Origin of the sequence: Shewanella sp. DNRA4 (assembly GCF_012843185.1) — a bacterium.
GTDB lineage: Bacteria > Pseudomonadota > Gammaproteobacteria > Enterobacterales > Shewanellaceae > Shewanella > Shewanella xiamenensis.
Window position 1 is genome coordinate 76,570 of sequence record NZ_JABAIP010000001.1, and the last position, 16,663, is coordinate 93,232.

At 44.4% G+C, this 16,663-nt stretch carries 19 protein-coding genes; 11 read left to right on the top strand and 8 right to left on the bottom strand.

What is annotated here, in order from left to right:
- Positions 1-104: 104 nt before the first annotated feature.
- On the top strand, positions 105-1,049 hold the full coding sequence (locus HG547_RS00285) for a LysR family transcriptional regulator (protein ID WP_088585831.1): 945 nt from the start codon (positions 105-107) through the stop codon (positions 1,047-1,049).
- A gap of 47 nt (positions 1,050-1,096) precedes the next feature.
- Here HG547_RS00285 and queF read toward each other — a convergent pair whose 3' ends face one another.
- A complete protein-coding gene (queF, locus tag HG547_RS00290; RefSeq protein WP_037416675.1) occupies positions 1,097-1,957 on the bottom strand; it encodes an NADPH-dependent 7-cyano-7-deazaguanine reductase QueF in 861 nt (286 codons plus the stop codon).
- A 59-nt stretch (positions 1,958-2,016) separates the two neighbouring features.
- On the opposite strand from queF, the gene syd reads away from it, so the two are divergent.
- A complete protein-coding gene (syd, locus tag HG547_RS00295) occupies positions 2,017-2,667 on the top strand; it encodes a SecY-interacting protein (protein ID WP_169546547.1) in 651 nt (216 codons plus the stop codon).
- 85 nt (positions 2,668-2,752) lie between these two features.
- Here the strand turns inward: syd and HG547_RS00300 are convergent, their stop codons facing one another.
- Both HG547_RS00300 and HG547_RS00305 read right to left on the bottom strand, forming a co-directional pair.
- Positions 2,753-3,526, bottom strand: coding sequence for a Zn-ribbon-containing protein (locus HG547_RS00300; protein ID WP_037416681.1), 774 nt, complete (start codon positions 3,524-3,526; stop codon positions 2,753-2,755).
- Entirely contained in the window at positions 3,526-3,909 is a 384-nt protein-coding gene (locus HG547_RS00305) for a hypothetical protein (RefSeq protein ID WP_169546548.1), read from the bottom strand. The genes HG547_RS00300 and HG547_RS00305 overlap by 1 nt, the downstream gene beginning before the upstream one ends.
- A 147-nt stretch (positions 3,910-4,056) precedes the next feature.
- Between HG547_RS00305 and HG547_RS00310 the strand changes: the two genes are divergently transcribed.
- Positions 4,057-4,455, top strand: a complete 399-nt coding sequence (locus HG547_RS00310) for a DUF3192 domain-containing protein (RefSeq protein ID WP_047534614.1) — start codon at positions 4,057-4,059, stop codon at positions 4,453-4,455.
- A gap of 38 nt (positions 4,456-4,493) precedes the next feature.
- On the opposite strand, the gene HG547_RS00315 is transcribed toward HG547_RS00310, so the two are convergent.
- Positions 4,494-4,727: a DUF2789 domain-containing protein gene (locus HG547_RS00315; protein ID WP_169546549.1), complete on the bottom strand. Its 234-nt coding sequence runs from the start codon at positions 4,725-4,727 to the stop codon at positions 4,494-4,496.
- 145 nt (positions 4,728-4,872) lie between these two features.
- Between HG547_RS00315 and HG547_RS00320 the strand changes: the two genes are divergently transcribed.
- Positions 4,873-5,511, top strand: coding sequence for a GNAT family N-acetyltransferase (locus HG547_RS00320; RefSeq protein ID WP_037430045.1), 639 nt, complete (start codon positions 4,873-4,875; stop codon positions 5,509-5,511).
- The gene (locus HG547_RS00325; protein WP_169546550.1) at positions 5,504-5,809 is read left to right on the top strand and encodes a DUF962 domain-containing protein; all 306 of its coding nucleotides are present in this window, start codon (positions 5,504-5,506) and stop codon (positions 5,807-5,809) included. Before HG547_RS00320 ends, HG547_RS00325 begins: the two co-directional genes overlap by 8 nt.
- Positions 5,810-7,630: 1,821 nt before the next feature.
- On the opposite strand, the gene HG547_RS00330 is transcribed toward HG547_RS00325, so the two are convergent.
- Both HG547_RS00330 and HG547_RS00335 read right to left on the bottom strand, forming a co-directional pair.
- Positions 7,631-8,017, bottom strand: a complete 387-nt coding sequence (locus HG547_RS00330; protein ID WP_169546551.1) for a DUF3301 domain-containing protein — start codon at positions 8,015-8,017, stop codon at positions 7,631-7,633.
- Positions 8,014-9,027, bottom strand: a complete 1,014-nt coding sequence (locus tag HG547_RS00335; RefSeq protein ID WP_037416706.1) for a DUF3549 family protein — start codon at positions 9,025-9,027, stop codon at positions 8,014-8,016. Before HG547_RS00335 ends, HG547_RS00330 begins: the two co-directional genes overlap by 4 nt.
- A 147-nt stretch (positions 9,028-9,174) precedes the next feature.
- Here HG547_RS00335 and HG547_RS00340 point away from each other — a divergent pair, with 147 nt between their 5' ends.
- Together HG547_RS00340 and truC are read left to right on the top strand one after the other, a co-directional pair.
- A complete protein-coding gene (locus HG547_RS00340; RefSeq protein ID WP_169546552.1) occupies positions 9,175-9,495 on the top strand; it encodes a YqcC family protein in 321 nt (106 codons plus the stop codon).
- Complete coding sequence (gene truC, locus HG547_RS00345; RefSeq protein ID WP_037416711.1) at positions 9,482-10,318, top strand: tRNA pseudouridine(65) synthase TruC; 837 nt, start codon at positions 9,482-9,484, stop codon at positions 10,316-10,318. The genes HG547_RS00340 and truC overlap by 14 nt, the downstream gene beginning before the upstream one ends.
- Positions 10,319-10,406: 88 nt before the next feature.
- On the opposite strand, the gene HG547_RS00350 is transcribed toward truC, so the two are convergent.
- Positions 10,407-10,580, bottom strand: coding sequence for a hypothetical protein (locus HG547_RS00350; protein ID WP_037416714.1), 174 nt, complete (start codon positions 10,578-10,580; stop codon positions 10,407-10,409).
- A gap of 127 nt (positions 10,581-10,707) precedes the next feature.
- Here HG547_RS00350 and HG547_RS00355 point away from each other — a divergent pair, with 127 nt between their 5' ends.
- The 4 genes from HG547_RS00355 (at position 10,708) to HG547_RS00370 (ending at position 15,753) form a co-directional block, all read left to right on the top strand.
- A complete protein-coding gene (locus HG547_RS00355) occupies positions 10,708-11,172 on the top strand; it encodes a flavodoxin (RefSeq protein WP_037416717.1) in 465 nt (154 codons plus the stop codon).
- Positions 11,124-12,605 (top strand): PTS transporter subunit EIIC, encoded by a 1,482-nt coding sequence (locus HG547_RS00360; RefSeq protein WP_144375576.1) that lies wholly within the window; start codon positions 11,124-11,126, stop codon positions 12,603-12,605. Before HG547_RS00355 ends, HG547_RS00360 begins: the two co-directional genes overlap by 49 nt.
- Before the next feature lie 213 nt (positions 12,606-12,818).
- The gene (gene purU, locus HG547_RS00365) at positions 12,819-13,634 is read left to right on the top strand and encodes a formyltetrahydrofolate deformylase (RefSeq protein ID WP_037416965.1); all 816 of its coding nucleotides are present in this window, start codon (positions 12,819-12,821) and stop codon (positions 13,632-13,634) included.
- A 190-nt stretch (positions 13,635-13,824) separates the two neighbouring features.
- Positions 13,825-15,753: an HD domain-containing phosphohydrolase gene (locus HG547_RS00370; protein WP_169546553.1), complete on the top strand. Its 1,929-nt coding sequence runs from the start codon at positions 13,825-13,827 to the stop codon at positions 15,751-15,753.
- A gap of 71 nt (positions 15,754-15,824) precedes the next feature.
- On the opposite strand, the gene dapD is transcribed toward HG547_RS00370, so the two are convergent.
- A complete protein-coding gene (dapD, locus tag HG547_RS00375) occupies positions 15,825-16,649 on the bottom strand; it encodes a 2,3,4,5-tetrahydropyridine-2,6-dicarboxylate N-succinyltransferase (protein ID WP_037416726.1) in 825 nt (274 codons plus the stop codon).
- Positions 16,650-16,663: the final 14 nt, after the last annotated feature.

Sequence of the window (16,663 nt, forward strand, 5' to 3'; positions counted from 1 at the left end):
GTGGGATTGTGTCGTTGATGGTTTGAGTATAGCCAGCTTGTATATTTAGATAACTCGAGTTAGCTTAGGTTGTAATATTCATCTTGTGAATGAGTGTTTCCCCTATGCCGACACAAAAGCCGTTAGATTTAAACTTATTACGTGTGTTTATGGTGGTTTATCGTACACGTTCGTTTACCCAAGCGGCGCAGGAGTTAGATTTAACTCAGTCTTCCGTGAGTAATGCCATTGGCCGATTGAGATCATGGGTAGGAGAGTCGCTGTTTACTCGGGTTGGGCGTGGAATTGAACCAACCGCAGTAGCTCGAGAGATGTATCGCAAGTTTGAGCAACCCATGGCCGATATCGAAACCGTATTACTTGGGTTTGAGCATTTTGATCCCCGCTCAAGCCAGCGGCGCTTTTATGTATATGCCAATGAGTCGGTTATTGAAACGCTGCAAGCAGGTGTGCAAGCTTTATTGTTGGATGCGGATATCGAAGTGATTTTTCGTGAGTCGCCGCCACAGGAGGCTGAGTTATATCGTGATATCTTGCTTGAGCAGGTTGCGGTGGCGATCGATATTAAACCCGCTCAGCAAACTTTGCTCTCAAGCAAATTACTCTTTACTGAAAGTTTAGTCTGTATTGCCAGTAAGCAGCATCCTCGTATTCATGGAGCCATTACTCATCAACAGTATTTTGAGGAGAAACACGTATTTTTAAATTTGCGGCGTTTTAATTTGACGGCGGGGGATTTGTTTACTGAAGGCGTGTTACCAAGGCGCAGGATGTACAGTGAACAGTCCTCTCTATTAAGTATGTTTGCAACCGTAGGTAAAAGTGAGGCGATAGGTATCGCCCCTTTACGTTATGCCAGTCAATACGCTGAAATGTTTGGCTTACAAATACTACCTATGCCACTAAAAACAAGACCAATTGATTTATATATGGTGTGGAGCAGTAAATATACCCAAAACCCGAGTCATCAATGGTTACGAAGCTTATTACTTAGTGCCAGTACCATGACAACAAATGAAAAAGCGCTGGTTCAGGCTCGTAGCGAGTGAATCAGCGCTTTTTGCGTGCTTATCTTATTGTTGTAAGAAGGTATCTATTACTGTCTGGCTAACCTGTGGCTTTCACCCGGATGCTCAAAGTCACTGCGGTAGGGGTTAATGTCTAAGCCGCCACGACGGGTGTAGCGGGCGTATACAGTTAACTTAGCACAGTGACAGTAATGTTTTAGGTCGACAAAAATTCGCTCGACACACTGTTCGTGAAACTCATTATGTTGGCGGAACGAAATCAAATAGCGCAGTAATTTTTCGCGATCGATTTTTGGCCCTTGATAACGGATCATCACACTGCCCCAATCGGGTTGAGAGGTAATTAAGCAGTTTGATTTCAATAGATTAGAATTGAGTGTCTCTGCGACAATCTGTTTTTCATCTGTGCTGTTTTCAAGATAATCAGGATTAAAATCATAATCACTGACTTCAATATCCAGATCGTCAATGCAAGTGCCTGGCAGTTCGACGACACGTTGAATTCCAAAACTTTTAGGCTCAATAATCTTAACGTTAACATCGCCTTGGGCACATTCACTTAGATCTTTAACTAAGGTTTTTTGCACCGCATCGAGATTGTCGAATTTGGTTTGATTAAAACTGTTTAAATACAGTTTGAAGGATTTTGACTCGATCAGATTTTGGCTTGCATGACTTAGCTGAATGTCGGCGATAGCCACCATAGGTTTACCCTTGGCATTTAGCCAAGACAGCTCATAGGCCGTCCAGATATCGGCTCCGTGGAAAGGTAAACTCTCCGCAGTCAGGTTGATAGCGTTACGGTTAAGTGAGCGAGGAACCCCTTGCAGCAGCGATGCATCATACTCGGCTTGGTAATCAGTAGCTTTACCTAAAGTTAAGCTCGCAAGTTCTTTTGCATCACTATAGGGATCGTGATTCTGTGTCATCAATACTGTTTCCATGTCAAAATAGGCGCACATTATACCCGAAATTGGATTGTGCTTAAGTGTCTTGTCTGCCTGCTCTCGATAAATTTTTGCAAAACTATCATCAGTCTTACCTATCAACTTTAGGCGAATTACCGCGATATTACCCGCGAGGTGAGCCATCTTTGTGCATTCAAGGAGAGTTTGATGAATCATCCGATGATGCGGTGAGCTGGTTACCTGTTAAACGTGAACAAGTAGGCAGCTTTGCGAATGTTGAGCATGCACTTGAACTTAAATTATGGTCTGATATCAATTACTTCTATGGTGAGTATTTTGCGGCGCCCGTGCTATTTGATTCACCATGGGGCACAGGAGAATTACTACAGGTATGGAACGAGGCGGATTTTGACGCGTTGCAGCAAAATATCATCGGTCACTTAATGATGAAGCAAAAACTTAAGCAACCGCCCACCTGGTTTATTGGTTTGCTTGATGAGGGCGATAAGATGCTAACGGTGGATAATGCCGATGGTAGTGTATGGGTGGAAATCCCCGGCGAGCTTCCCTCTACCCAATTGGCGCCGAGTTTAGCGGCGTTTATTGAGGCGTTATCGCCACGTATCGCGCCACCCGTGAAACATGAAGAATTGCCTATGCCAGCGCTCGAGCATCCTGGGATTTTTGCCAGCTTTAAACGTATGTGGCACAACCTGATTGGTAAGCGTTAAGCGCGTTGAAATGCAGCAAGGCCTAAACATAGTAAACTCGACATGCATATCTAGCCTGTCGAGTTTACGCTTCAATAAGGCAAGGCTATTGATGATCCCAAGACAAGTTAGACACTATGCGGCAAGGTTCGCAGCGAAAGTGGAACATATCTAATAGCGGTTCATCGAGTTTCCAGTCGTGGCTGCCACAACGCGGGCAGGGGCGTGCCAGCTCAGATTGCAGATCCTGCCCTCCGACGCGATACAAATAATAGTAAGTGGGAATTTTAGTAAGGTATTCGATTCGGCCGCGTAAGTCCCAACCTCGTCTAAATAAATCACTGTTTGGGCTAGATAATTCTTCTAGCGCTGCAAATTCTGCCTTAGTGGCGGCCGCCATTTGTAACTCATCACAGGCTTGCCACTCGGTTTGCCAGCGGATAACTCGCTTATGATCGCCATTAAAGGTCGCAGGGATTTGATACAGCGGAATAGGCAATAAGTTATCACCACTACGCAGGGGGGAACACATATGCACATAGCTGGTGTAGAGCAACTGCCAGCTGGGTGGCTCAGTGTTACTGACCTCAGAATTAATATCCTGACCGATAAACTTTTCACGTGGCGCCAGTAGTTTAGCCTCGGTTAATTCCGCCAGCGCTTTTTTCACCCAAGGGCTGTGGTAACGATGGGCCAAACTGTTTTTTTCCGGCGTGAGTAGGCGTACTCGAAATTCGCCCTCATTAAAGGCTACGGCAAATTCGCGGCCGAGGATTTGGCCATTAGCGCGGTAGGCTTCGAGCAATTGATTTATGGCACGTTCTGCCGCACTGATAGTGGTATCGGCAAAGCATTCAAAGCGCAATTCGGTGACAAACATTAAGCGGATTTTCCTTGGGATTCGAGTTGACTGACATGTTGTTTCAGCTCGATAAGTTCATTTCTGAGTTGCATGATCTCGTTGTTTTTTAACGCGAGGGCCTGTTCAATGCCTTGTTGCAACTGGGCTAACTGTTGCGCCAGTGTGGCGACTGTGAGTGGTGAAGCTTCGGCGGTATGTGTCTCTTCAACCACGGGCTGTGATTGGGCAGCTAAACGCTCCCGCTCGGCTTTGGGTATCGATTTAAACTGCTGTAATCCTTGGATTAACAGCGGCATGGGGATTTTGTTACCGACGCGGCTTTTTATCAGGGCAAGGCTTGGGGTTTTACCGCTGGCTTCGAGTGCGCACGCTGCAGCTAACACTTGGTCAATGGGACTCATAATAAGTGAAATTCCTTAATGTATATCGTGTTTTTCACTAACTTACTGTGATGTGGTTATTTTAGTTCTTATAAATCAATACATTGCTGTTTGGCATTGATTTTGCTTTTTAACAATTTTTATAACAAGTACACAGGAAGTCATAATATGAACGCAAATATTAATCGCAAACTCATCGCGGTCACGTTTTTAGGGTTAGCAAGCTTAGGTCTTAGCGGTTGTGTGGTCAATGTCGGCGATGGTGAATCTAAGTGGGATAGTAGCGAATCTTGGGAAAAAACACAGGATAAAAACCGCACTAATCTGACTAAGCTCAGCCTTGGCATGAGCAAAGACCAAGTGATGACGCTAATGGGAGCTGCAGACTTTAGCGAGTCCTATTTACAACAAAGCGCAGGACAAGCAGATAAAGAAGTGTTGGTCCTCTTTTATCGCACTCAGCACTCCCACAGTGACGGTAAAACCACTAAGGATGAATGTACGCCTGTAGTGTTGAGTAACCATGTTTTAGTAGGTTGGGGCGACACTGCGTATCAAAAGATTTAACCCCAACTGCCCCAAAATACACTTGAAAGCCCTAAAAATTAGGGCTTTCTTAACTGAGCATCAAGCTGCTCAATCAGTTCGGTCCATTGTGCATCAGCCTCTAAGGCTTCGACGAGAAAACTCTTTTGCGCTTGTGTCCAAAAAGACGCTTCAGTTAAGTGTATTTGTGCTGCAAGCTTGTGAGTCGCAATAAATTGCGCAATAGCATTGGGTTGGTTCTCTAATCCCAGTTGTTCAAATAGATGGCTTAAATCAATTGGTGTAGTATCCATTCGATCTCTCCCTTGGTTAGCTTTTTATCTAGGTTATGCATCTCTTTAGGAAATGCAATCAATGATTAAAATTTGCACTTTTTGGTTTCCTTGATACATTGATAAAGACTCATAAGAGTGTGATCTAAATCAAGGAATTCTAACAATGGACAATAAAACCTTGGATGAGTATCGTGCCGTTTATCTCACCGCAGAAGATTTACGCTTGGCCGCTTCAATTATCTACAATGCGTATCACGATGATCCCTTTTTTATTAATGCGTTATCCACCGCAGATAAATTTGCCTACGAACAAAAATTACGCGCCGCAATTCGCGAAGAACTCAATACTCTATGGCAACAAAAGCAGGCCTTAATCGGACTCTTCGATGGTGCTCATTTAGTGGGGGTTGCTTGCGTTGTCACCCAAGAAGTGCCACTCGGAGAAGGTCGCTATTGGCACTGGCGGCTCAAAATGTTGCTGGGTACGGGGTGGCAATCGACCCAAGCTATGATGAAAAAGGAATCGATTATTTTGGAACTGTTACCCAGCCAGCGTTGTGGGATTTTGCAATTTATTGCTTTAGCGCCAAACGAGCAAGGTAAAGGGCTGGGCCATCAACTTGTTCAAGCGGTAGTGAGTTGGTGCGATGAGCAGCCAAATCTTGAAGGTATTGGGGTATTCACCTCGCAGGAAGCTCATATGCATTTATTTAAACAACATGATTTTGTTTTCTTGGGTGAATTGACTATTGGTAGTGTGGCTGGGCAATTACTTTTTTATACAGGCCAACAAGATGAATGAACGTTATCGCTCTTTCGCTGAGTTTTATCCTTTCTATCTCTCCCAGCATCAAGACAGTCGTTGTCGGCGGCTACATTTTATTGGAAGTATTCTGGTATTGTTATTATTAGGGGCTGCATTTATCACTGCCGTATGGTGGTTGTTGATGCTGATCCCGCTAGTGGGGTATGGATTTGCTTGGGTTGGTCATTTTGTCTTTGAGCATAATCGACCTGCGACCTTTCAATATCCTTTGTACAGCTTGATGGGGGATTGGGTGATGTTTGTCCAAATTCTTTTGGGAAAAGTAAAGTATTGAATCTGATATTCCGGTAAGAAGCTGACAAGCGTGTGAGAGATCGCTTACAAAGCCTGTAAGACAATATGTTTTCTTGTTGATTGTTTTATAATCTGCAGCTTTAAAAGTTGTTTAATTTCAATTTGTTACAAATTCCATCTTGCTGGTTGAATGAGATTTTCCTGGGTTGTTGTTCTTATGGGGGAACAACAAAGACAGAATTCACGTAGAATTTATTTGTCGCCAAAACACATGGATAGCACGGATTGCAATACGGGCGAAACGGACGCAAGAAGCAACTAATTTAGGTTCTTGGATTTGAACCTCTGGCGGTAGGAAAACTGTCATAAACCAAGGATAGGCTAAGGAAAAGCAGGATAGCTTTGTCAAGGATGATACAGGATATAATACTTGTTAGGACGACAGGTTTCAGGATGATAAAGGACAAGCTTAAGGATTAAACATGTACTCGGTGCAGGATGTATCGAGTTAAGGGATAAGTATAAGGGTGAACAGCTTGTACTCGTCTATGGAAGGCATTGAGCAGGATGCATTATGGAATGAGTCATAGGATGTGACTGGTGCCGGAATAGGATTTCCGGGTCAAAGGATTGAGTGTTATGGTTAAGCCATAACACAGGGAGGATTAGGGATACAGGGATGCTGTAGGATGCACGTAAACGCATGGATGGTGCAGGGAGCACAAATAAGCAGGATGGCTTACAGAGAATAAATGGGGCGTACACAGTACGCCCTTTTCTTTTTTGTCTTTTGAAGCTGCAGCTTGTATCTAGGCATCTTATAAATATTGAATTGCAAATCCGTCCAATCACCCAGTTCACAGCTCATCAAGATTGTAATATCAACCCGCTTATGCATTGATAACAATGCGCAATGATACTTTTGAGTTGCTTGGTTCTAGTGGTTGATACTAACCAAAGTATATGGAACTTGGCGTCGCTTAGAGGCTGTTCATAATTCTGTGTCAAAATGTCCATTTTTATAATTTTAACGGTAGTGGGATAAAAGAGATTGTCGATTATTGCTCCTTTATGCGGCGATTTACGGCTTGGTTGGTTCTGAGTCTTTATTGGCAAGCAAACTAAATTAGTTGAGAGGATTAAAATTGCCAGTTCCTTTGTGAGATATGTCTCACAAGTATGTAAGTAATTTGTAAGTTTTTTGACTGATAAAAACCGTCATATTCCATCAAATATAGTTTAATCAGTGTGTTAGGTTTTGCTTTTAATTATGTCGTTATTATTGCGGTTTATCTTTTTATTTTAACTAGCGCAAATTTCATCATGACTATCCTAAGATTGATTTGCAGAGGGAGCGAGAGACAACAGGATGTTAGCGGTCAGGATGGCCGGACAGTGTTTAACGGATTAACACTCACGGAATGGTAAGGAAAGACTTTCAGGATGAAAGCGTTACGAACCACGGAAGGATAGACTATCACGGATAGATAGCCTAGTTGCACAGGATTGCGATGGCACAAGGAGTGCAGCAGAAAGGAGGCAACTTAACCTATTTCATGGATGATGCTGGAACCGCTCAGGAAAGAGCAAGCTTGGTAAAAGGAACGCCAAGAGATAGGGATGTACTTGAGTACAGGGAGATATCAAGGATTGAACAGGGATGATGCAGGATGCAAGTTGACGCATGGATGGTGCAGGGAGCATGAAAATAGCGGGATAGCTTAACAAAGAACAGAAGGGCGTGATCTTAGGATCACGCCCTTTCTTTTTGGTATTCATACAGATGATGCAGATATTGAACCGAGCTATGGCTGAGTGTTATTGGCGTTATCAATTCAGCTCAAAGGTCAACTACAGTGGCTTAATGGCACTTGCCCGAGCTACAACTACTCTGGCTCCCACAGCCACCAAATTTACCTTTCGCCGTCGGTGCTTCTTGCCATTCGGGTTCTGGGAATATAGGCCATTCAATCTTTTGAATTTTTTTACCTAGCATCCATATATGACCACGATATTGATTTATACCATCTGTGCTGAACTCGAATAGATACTTTGCCTTCCAACAGATCCCGGTAGTGCCGCCAAGGCTAGGACTAGCGGTTTCCATTGCGATCGCCAATAGTTGTACTTTTTGTCTACAGCATTCTTTTTCAGCAAAAATACGGCTTAATTCTGCCATTTGACGAAGTTGCCAAAAGAAAGCGGCAACGACAATCAGCGCAATAATTAACAGAAGATCTGACATCATTTACTTGCAGCCTTAAACAAGCCACCAATGGCTTGTGATAGTTGAACACTACGATTGGGATTTCGTAATTCACGCAGTAAGTGATTGCGTAAATTAGGAATAGCCACAATATCAGCAAAGACCTGATTAAAAAAGGCTTGCGGCTGAAGTGCAAGTGCTTCTAAGTAAATACTGCGACTCAGCTCTTGCTTTAGTATCGACCAATTTCGACCTGCAATACTGATGAGGGCGTTTGCATCAAGCTGGTCTGTATGCTGTAAGTGGGCTAAGGCTTGTTGGCTTAATTCAGACTGTGATGCTAATGCTCGCATGTAATAGGATTGGTACTCATTAGGTGCCTTGATGAACTTACTAAAGATCTTCTCCGCAATAGCCTCAGTCAACTGTAGATGTTCGAGGCACTGGCATAGAGCGATTTGCACTTCAATGGCGGCATGGTCAAAACTGGCAAGGATATGTTGCTCATGATCTAATTCATTGAGACGGACACAAACATCGCTCAAACCTTGCAGGCCAATATGTTGCCATTCACTCGGAGCAATTTGGCCTGATAAGTATTGCATGGCAAATTCATATTGGATTGATGCCTTTAATCCTAATTGCTTACGCACTAAGGCGTTGAATAACGCTAGTTTCTCTTGGCTAGGTTTAAAACTAAATGGATTATTGGCGAGGCGATCCTGCTGTTCATCGGTTAATGGCTGAGTTGGATCTTGTCCCAGTGCCGTGAGTACCATTTCAATAAATTGTGAACGGGGTGCAGGCGAGAGCAGGCCTTGCTCATCTAAAGGAAGCTTGAGGAACCAAATAAAATGCTGCTGGCTTTCATTCCAAAAAACAATGGCAAACTGTGCATGGCCTTGAATGGGGTAGGGATAAGGTGTGGCTAGAGATTCGATTTGATGGAAGGCCAACATGTCGATGTGCTGTACCCTTCGACCCAGTTCATAGACTTGGAATTGGGTTTTGGCTGTCGTTAAAAATTGGCTAAGCGTAGTAATTTCAGTCATTTGGCTGCTATATCAATCAAAAAGGCTCAATAAATTGGCGACATTATAGGGGGAAGTTGTTCACGATGGTATGATTGCCACACTTTTATCGCCCCCTGTCGCTGAGCGTTATCTTCTATTGACTGCGAGCTAAAGGACGTTACATTGATGCTTTACAGCCAAACTCAAATAAAATTAGCCCAAATTATTCACGAGCTCCAAGGTGTTGGACTTTGGTCGGCCAATGCGCCAAGTGATAAAGCGATGGCCAGTATTGCGCCGTTTGCCTGCGATCTTATGTCGTTTGAACAATGGTTACAGTTTATCTTTATCCCGCGAATGCAAGCATTGATCGATGCTGGACAACCCTTGCCTAGCCAAATTGCCATTGCGCCTATGGCTGAACATGTGTGGTCTGAGCAGGCGACATTAACACCCTTAATCGGTGTCTTAAATGAATTGGATATATTGTTAAATGAACCAAGATGATATCTGGTTAGATATACCAGAGAGTAAGCAATTGAATACCGATAGTGATGATGTAGAAGCCGCGCCTGAACTGCACATTTTATATCAAGACGAGCATCTCGTTGCTATCCACAAACCTGCGGGATTGCTGGTGCATCGCAGTTATTTGGCACGCCGTGAACGTTTTTTTGCGATGCAATTAACACGCGATCTGGTGGGGTGTCATGTGTTTCCTGTACATCGTTTAGATAGACCGACCTCTGGCGTGTTGTTATTTGCCAAAAATAGTGAAGTGGCTAACGCGCTTTGCGAACAATTTGCCGACCATAGTATCGAAAAACAGTACCTAGCGTTGGTGCGTGGCAATATGCACGAGAGTGGTGTATTGGATTATGCGCTCAAGGTGGAATTGGATGAAGTGGCGGATAAGTTCTCAAATCAAGATAAAGCGGCCCAAGAAGCGGTGACTCAATATGAACCGCTACTCAATGCTGAAATCCCCTATCCGTCAGGACGTTATGCAACGAGTCGATTTGCTTTAGTTAAACTGAGTCCTAAAACGGGGCGCAAGCATCAACTAAGACGCCATATGGCGCACTTACGCCATCCGATTATTGGTGATACCACCCATGGTGATGGTAAGCAAAATGCATTTTTTAGAACCCATTTTGACATCAATCGACTATGGTTGATTGCGAAAAAGTTAACCTTCACTCACCCGATAACCCATGAGCGCTTAAGCATTGAAACAGAGCTTGAGCCTGAATGGGAAACCGTTTTTGCTCGCCTTGGTTGGGATGACAGCGCATTATCTTCCACACCGAGCATATTGATTGCGGGTTAAGCTGAAATGTATTAGGTCGCCACGTGTTTATTTGCGTGACTAAGATAGTGTGGTCTGTTCACTTGCTGTTGGCCCTGATGTTAACAGCTTAGCTACTCGCTAGCTTTAGTTCTTGCATTAAGGTGACTAAGCTTGAAAATCCCGTGGTGGGCTTAAGTGGCGTTTGCAGGTTTTGCTGTGCGGCATGAAAGTAATGTTTACGTCTAATTTGAGTGCTTTTATGTTGGTGCTTGAGGTGTTTTTGCCTATTGCTCTGTCGCATCAGTTTAGTTCCTCATGCTCAATAACTTGATTTAATTTATAAAATTTTACCTTGCTGCTTGCCCTAAAGCATAACAATAAAGTAACTTCAGCTGAGTTGCGTTTACGCATGTGGGACGGAGTATATCATGAAAAAAGTTAATCTGATCTTTGGCACTGTGTATGGTAGCGCACAATTTACCGCCGAAACCTTAGAAAAAGCGCTGACAGAACTTGGTTATGAAGCCAGATTGTGGCAACCGAATGAAATTAGCCAATTTACACCACCACAGGATGAGCTGTTAGTGGTTGTCACCTCAACCACCGGGCAGGGGGATTTACCCGATGATATCCAGCCTTGGTTTTATCATCTCCAAACAACAGCTCCCTATTTGCCAGAGCTGAAATACAGTGTTATTGCGCTGGGAGATTCAAGTTACGATACCTTTTGTGGTGCAGGCAAGTCAGTGGATGCATTGCTGAGTGAATTAGGCGCAAAAGCCGTTGTGGAGCGTCTCGATATTGACGCCTGTGAAACCATGGAACCTGAGGTCGAAGCGATAAAATGGCTGCAAAGCTGGAACCAAGTCGTCAAATCCGAGCGCGCCGCTTAGGCCATTTGGTCACTCAGCAGTGGTTTAAATTTGCTCAGCGCTTAAGCCAAGCGCTGTTAATCCCTATTGCCATTTTACCCGCGGCTGGGGTTATGTTGGGGTTGACGGTAAGCCCAATCCCCTTTATGCCTGAAGTACTTAATGTATTAATGCTGGCTGTGGGTAAGCTGATCTTCGCGATTATGCCGATTTTGTTTGCGGTGGCGGTGGCGATTGGTTTTTGTCGAGATCAAGGGATTGCTGCATTTACCGCGGTGTTTGGCTATGGGGTGTTGACAGCAACCTTGGCTGCTTTAGCTGACCTATACCAATTGCCAACTCAGTTAGTTCTTGGCATGGATACCTTAGATACTGGGATTGCTGGCGGCATGCTGATTGGCGGCGTGACTTGCTTTGCGGTGCGTTGGAGCCAATATATTCGCCTGCCAGCGATTTTTTCCTTTTTCGAAGGGCGGCGTAGCGCCTCTTTATTGATCATTCCGTTGGCTATGGGGTTAGGTTATGTACTCGCCCATGTATGGCCATCAATCTCCTTATTGATTGAGCGAGTCTCTGATTGGGCTGTATACCAAAAGCCTGCAATTGCGTTTGGTGTTTATGGTGCGCTTGAGCGTTTACTCATTCCCTTAGGGCTACATCATATTTGGAATGCACCATTTTATTTAGAAGTTGGCCAATATCAGTTGCAGGACGCAGAAGTGGTACGCGGTGAAGTGGCGCGTTATTTAGCGGGTGATCCGCAAGCTGGGAATTTAGCGGGGGGCTACCTGATTAAAATGTGGGGATTACCAGCAGCGGCACTGGCCATTTGGCGCTGCGCTGATGCCTCGGAGCGAAATCGTGTGGCGGGTATTATGCTTTCCGCTGCGGCAGCCAGTTGGTTAACAGGTGTGACTGAGCCAATTGAGTTTGCCTTTATGTTTGTGGCGCCGATCTTGTTTCTTATCCATGTCATGCTGGCGGGCTTGGCTTACTCTGTCTGCATTATGCTTGATATTCACCATAGTATTGTATTTTCCCACGGACTGGTTGACTTCACTTTGCTATTTTCCCTGTCCCGCAATACGGGATGGTTTGCAGTCTTAGGGCCGCTTACGGCGGTGATTTATTACATTTTGTTTAGGGGAAGTATTCTGGCATTTAATTTAAAAACGCCAGGGCGGCTTGAATCCTATGACGCCAATCGCTCCAAAGAGAGCTTAAGAGCAATTATTGCGGCATTAGGTGGTCGCGATAACATCGTTGAACTCAATGCCTGTTTAACGCGATTACGTTTGAGTGTGCATAGCCCTGAGTTAGTTAATAAAGTTCGACTCAGTCAGTTAGGCGCGAAGGGAGTGATTGTGATGGGGAAAGGTGTGCAAGTGGTGTATGGCACTAAGGCTGAAACCCTGCGTAAAGTGTTACAGCGTTATTTAGATACACGGCGTTAGCATTGAAGCTTATTAAAATTAATCACTGATTTATTGTGTTTAATAAAGTCAAATCACAATAAATTCATTTTTTAACACAAAAAGTTAGCTTTTCATGCTGTATCAGCGGATTGGCTATGGCACACTCGAGTGAGGGACCATAGAGGAGATCAGATTTTGCAGTCACAGCATGTAGTATCCAACGCACAACCCGCCTTAGCACGTAAAATCCTGATGACAGATTGCGCCGATGCCCAAGGGCTTATCGCCAAAATCACCAGTGTTTGCTTTAACCATCAGCTTAACATCATCAAAAACAGTGAATTTGTGGATAATGCGCAGGGACGATTTTTTATGCGCACTGAGCTTGAGGGGCACTTTAACAGCGAGCAATTATTGCAGGATCTGCGTCAAGTATTACCCGTTCCAAATCATATGACCTTAGTGAGTGCGGGTAAGAAACGCATTGTTATATTAGTCACTAAAGAAGCACATTGTCTCGGCGACCTCTTGATGAAAGCGTATTATGGCGGTTTAAATGTTGAGATTGCCGCCGTAGTGGGCAACCACGATGTACTTAAAGAACTTGTTGAAAAGTTTGATATTCCTTTTCATCTCGTCAGTCATGAAGGACTCGACAGAATTCAACATGAGCAGGCGTTGTTGGCCGCGGTGTCGCAATACGCGCCAGACTATCTGGTGCTTGCCAAATATATGCGGGTGCTGACGCCGGATTTTGTTGCTGAATATCCAAACCGTATCATCAATATCCATCACTCTTTCTTACCAGCCTTTATTGGTGCAGCTCCTTACCGCCAAGCCTGGGAACGTGGGGTGAAAATTATCGGTGCGACGGCGCATTTTGTGAACAACTGCCTCGATGAAGGGCCGATTATCAAACAGGATGTGATCCCCGTTGATCATAGTTACAGCGCACTCGAAATGGCCAAAGCGGGGCGCGATGTTGAAAAAAGTGTTCTCAGCAAGGCGCTGCAATTAGTGTTAAATGAGCAAGTGGTGGTTTACGGCAATAAAACCATAGTGTTTTAGGGTGTAAAATTTGATTTGAGTATCCCCAACATACTCCTGCGCATACCGTGATGGGGATCTTATGTTTCAGTTTTAGTCTGCGGCTAATATTCGCTTTGCTATCCTTATGTTTAATAGGATTTTTACTTTGTTTATGTCCTAATGAGCTTTTGAGTCTACATTCCTATTTTTAATCAAGGATGGAGGTTGGATGTCAACAAATCGCGGTCTAATTGTCGGAACGATGGATCTCCCCGATGGTTTGCATTTGTCTTGGGCACAACTTGATAAAGAGTTTCGTGTTCAAAAAATGAGTCAAGCCTTTTATGAGCGCTGTAACCGCTCAGCAGCGCAAATCATTAATAAACCTATTTGCCAGTTATTCAGTGCTTTTGATACTGATTTATGTGCAGATATTGAGCATAGTAGCGGTGGTTATATAGGCTTCCAGTTACAGGACAATAATGGCGCAAATGTGCATTTCGCTTTGCATGCAGTCCCTGAAAATGGATGGTACTTGATCTTATCTGAGATAAATTTTAAAGATCCCAAAATTAAAGAATTGCACGTAGATTATCGCCGTGTAATCCAAGCGAGCGATGTTTGGTTGCAGCATATTGAAGAAGTGATTAGGTCTTCTCCTGAGGATGTTTTCCGGGTTGCGGTAGCCAAATCTGTCGCACTCAGCAGTAGTCGGTATGGGTTTATTATTTTACATAACGAAAAATCGAAATTGCTTAGCTTGGCGGCCAGAACCCAATATCCTCAATCTAAGATTGACCTTCCAGAAATTGTCGAAGAAGAGACTCAAGCTCCTGAAACTGAAAGTCTTGTCTGGCTTGAATGCGCTCAAAACTTTAAGCCTATCATTAAAAATAGCCTAGGCAGGCCCGTGAATGCTCAGGGAGTATTCGATAAATTACTGCTTGACGAACGCTATTTAGCGGTGCCCATTTTATTTCGAAATCGGTTGATGGGAATTATTTGCGTCGTTGGGCGAAGTGACCCTTATAGTCGTCAAGATGCCCGCTCATTGCTCACTTTTGCGAGTATTTTATGGCATTCGATTGAGCTTCCCCGCAGTTTACGGGCAGTATCGCGGCAGTCGAAAATTATTAAGGCGCAAAAGGAGCAATTATCCCAATCGTTAACTCAGCTTATCAGCGCCATTTCCGAGGCATTAGAACTTAAGGATGCTTATACCGCGGGGCATCAAAAGTCGGTGGCCCAATTAAGCTACCTGATAGGTGAAAAGCTCGGGCTTGAGCCGCAGCGTTTAGAGGGGCTAAAAATTGGTGCACTGGTGCATGACATAGGAAAGCTTGCAATACCATCACAGATTTTGACTAAACCTTCAAAATTATCCAAAGAAGAATACGCCTTAATTCAAACTCATCCACAACATGGAGCGGAAATTGTAGAGGATGTCGAATTTCCCTGGCCGATTAAACAAATGATATTACAGCATCATGAGCGGCTTGATGGATCGGGTTATCCCTTGGGATTAAAGGATAAAGCGATTCTCTATGAGGCTAAAATTATTGCCGTTGCCGATGTTGCTGATTCAATCCTATCACACCGACCCTATCGTCCTTCATTGGGATTGGCGAAGATGACAGAAGTGCTTCGGGCGGGTAAAGGGACCTTATTTGATCCTGATATAGTTGAAACCTGTTTAGAGGTACTTATTAACCGTGAAATTAGTATTAGCGATCATATCGGTTCTGCCGCGCTAGACCCGGTAGTGACAGTCACTTTGGACCATGAGTTAGCCGACATTAAACGACTACTTGCTCACGCCCATGCTAAGGTGGCTGTTGTACAGGATGAAGAACATCACCTCATTGGCGTTATCACCCAAAGATTATTGGACTACTGGCTCAGCCCCCTCATAGGCAGTGCAGCCGAGCGAGAACAGGATAGGGCTTTTTTGCGTAAAAAAGCTCATCAAATCATGGAGCATTCTGTTCCTTTAATTAGTGATGTGGCGACTTCAGAAGATGCGCTGCAGCAACTTAATGAGTCTGACTCTGAGTTTTTGGTGGTTGTGAATAAGGCGCAACATGCAATAGGCGTAATCGGCTGGCGTGCAATAGCAATGGCGAATAAGTTACGCCAGGATGTCGAGCGTTTAATTTAACGGAACTCAGTAGATAAAAAATGCCAAGCAGGCTGCTTGGCATTTTGTTATCCCGCAATGTAGCGAAACGATTAATCGACGATACGTAACAGTTCGTTGATCCCCACTTTGCCGCGGGTTTTTGCATCCACTTTCTTGACGATAATCGCAGCGTATAGGCTGTATTTGCCACATGCTGAGGGCAGGTTACCGGATACGACTACAGAGCCAGCTGGTACGCGGCCATAGTGGATTTCGCCCGTTTCACGGTCATAAATACGGGTACTTTGGCCGATATAAACGCCCATGGATATCACCGAGCCTTCTTCTACCACAACGCCTTCGACAATTTCAGAGCGTGCGCCGATAAAGCAGTTATCTTCGATAATAGTCGGGCCAGCTTGCAGCGGCTCCAATACCCCACCAATGCCTACACCACCAGATAAATGCACGTTTTTACCAATTTGCGCGCATGAGCCAACGGTTGCCCAAGTGTCAACCATGGTCCCTTCGTCAACGTAGGCGCCAAGGTTCACGTAAGAGGGCATTAACACAGTGTTTTTACCGATAAAAGAGCCTTTACGAACAGTGGCTGAAGGCACCACGCGGATGGCTTCGGCTTTAAAGCGGGCCTCGTCATACTCGGCAAACTTTAACGGCACTTTGTCAAAATATTTGGTTTCGGCGCCATCGATAACTGCGTTATCAAAAATACGGAATGACAGTAACACCGCCTTTTTCAACCATTGATGAACATGCCATTGGCCGTCGATTTTTTCAGCGACGCGCAGTTCACCCTTGTCGAGCATATTGATGACATGTTGCACATCGTTACGCACGCTAGCGTCAACAGTGCTTGGTGTGATGTCGGCACGCGCTTCAAAAGCGGCCTCAATACGTTGGCGTAAAGCCTCCATTTACTTCTCCCGTT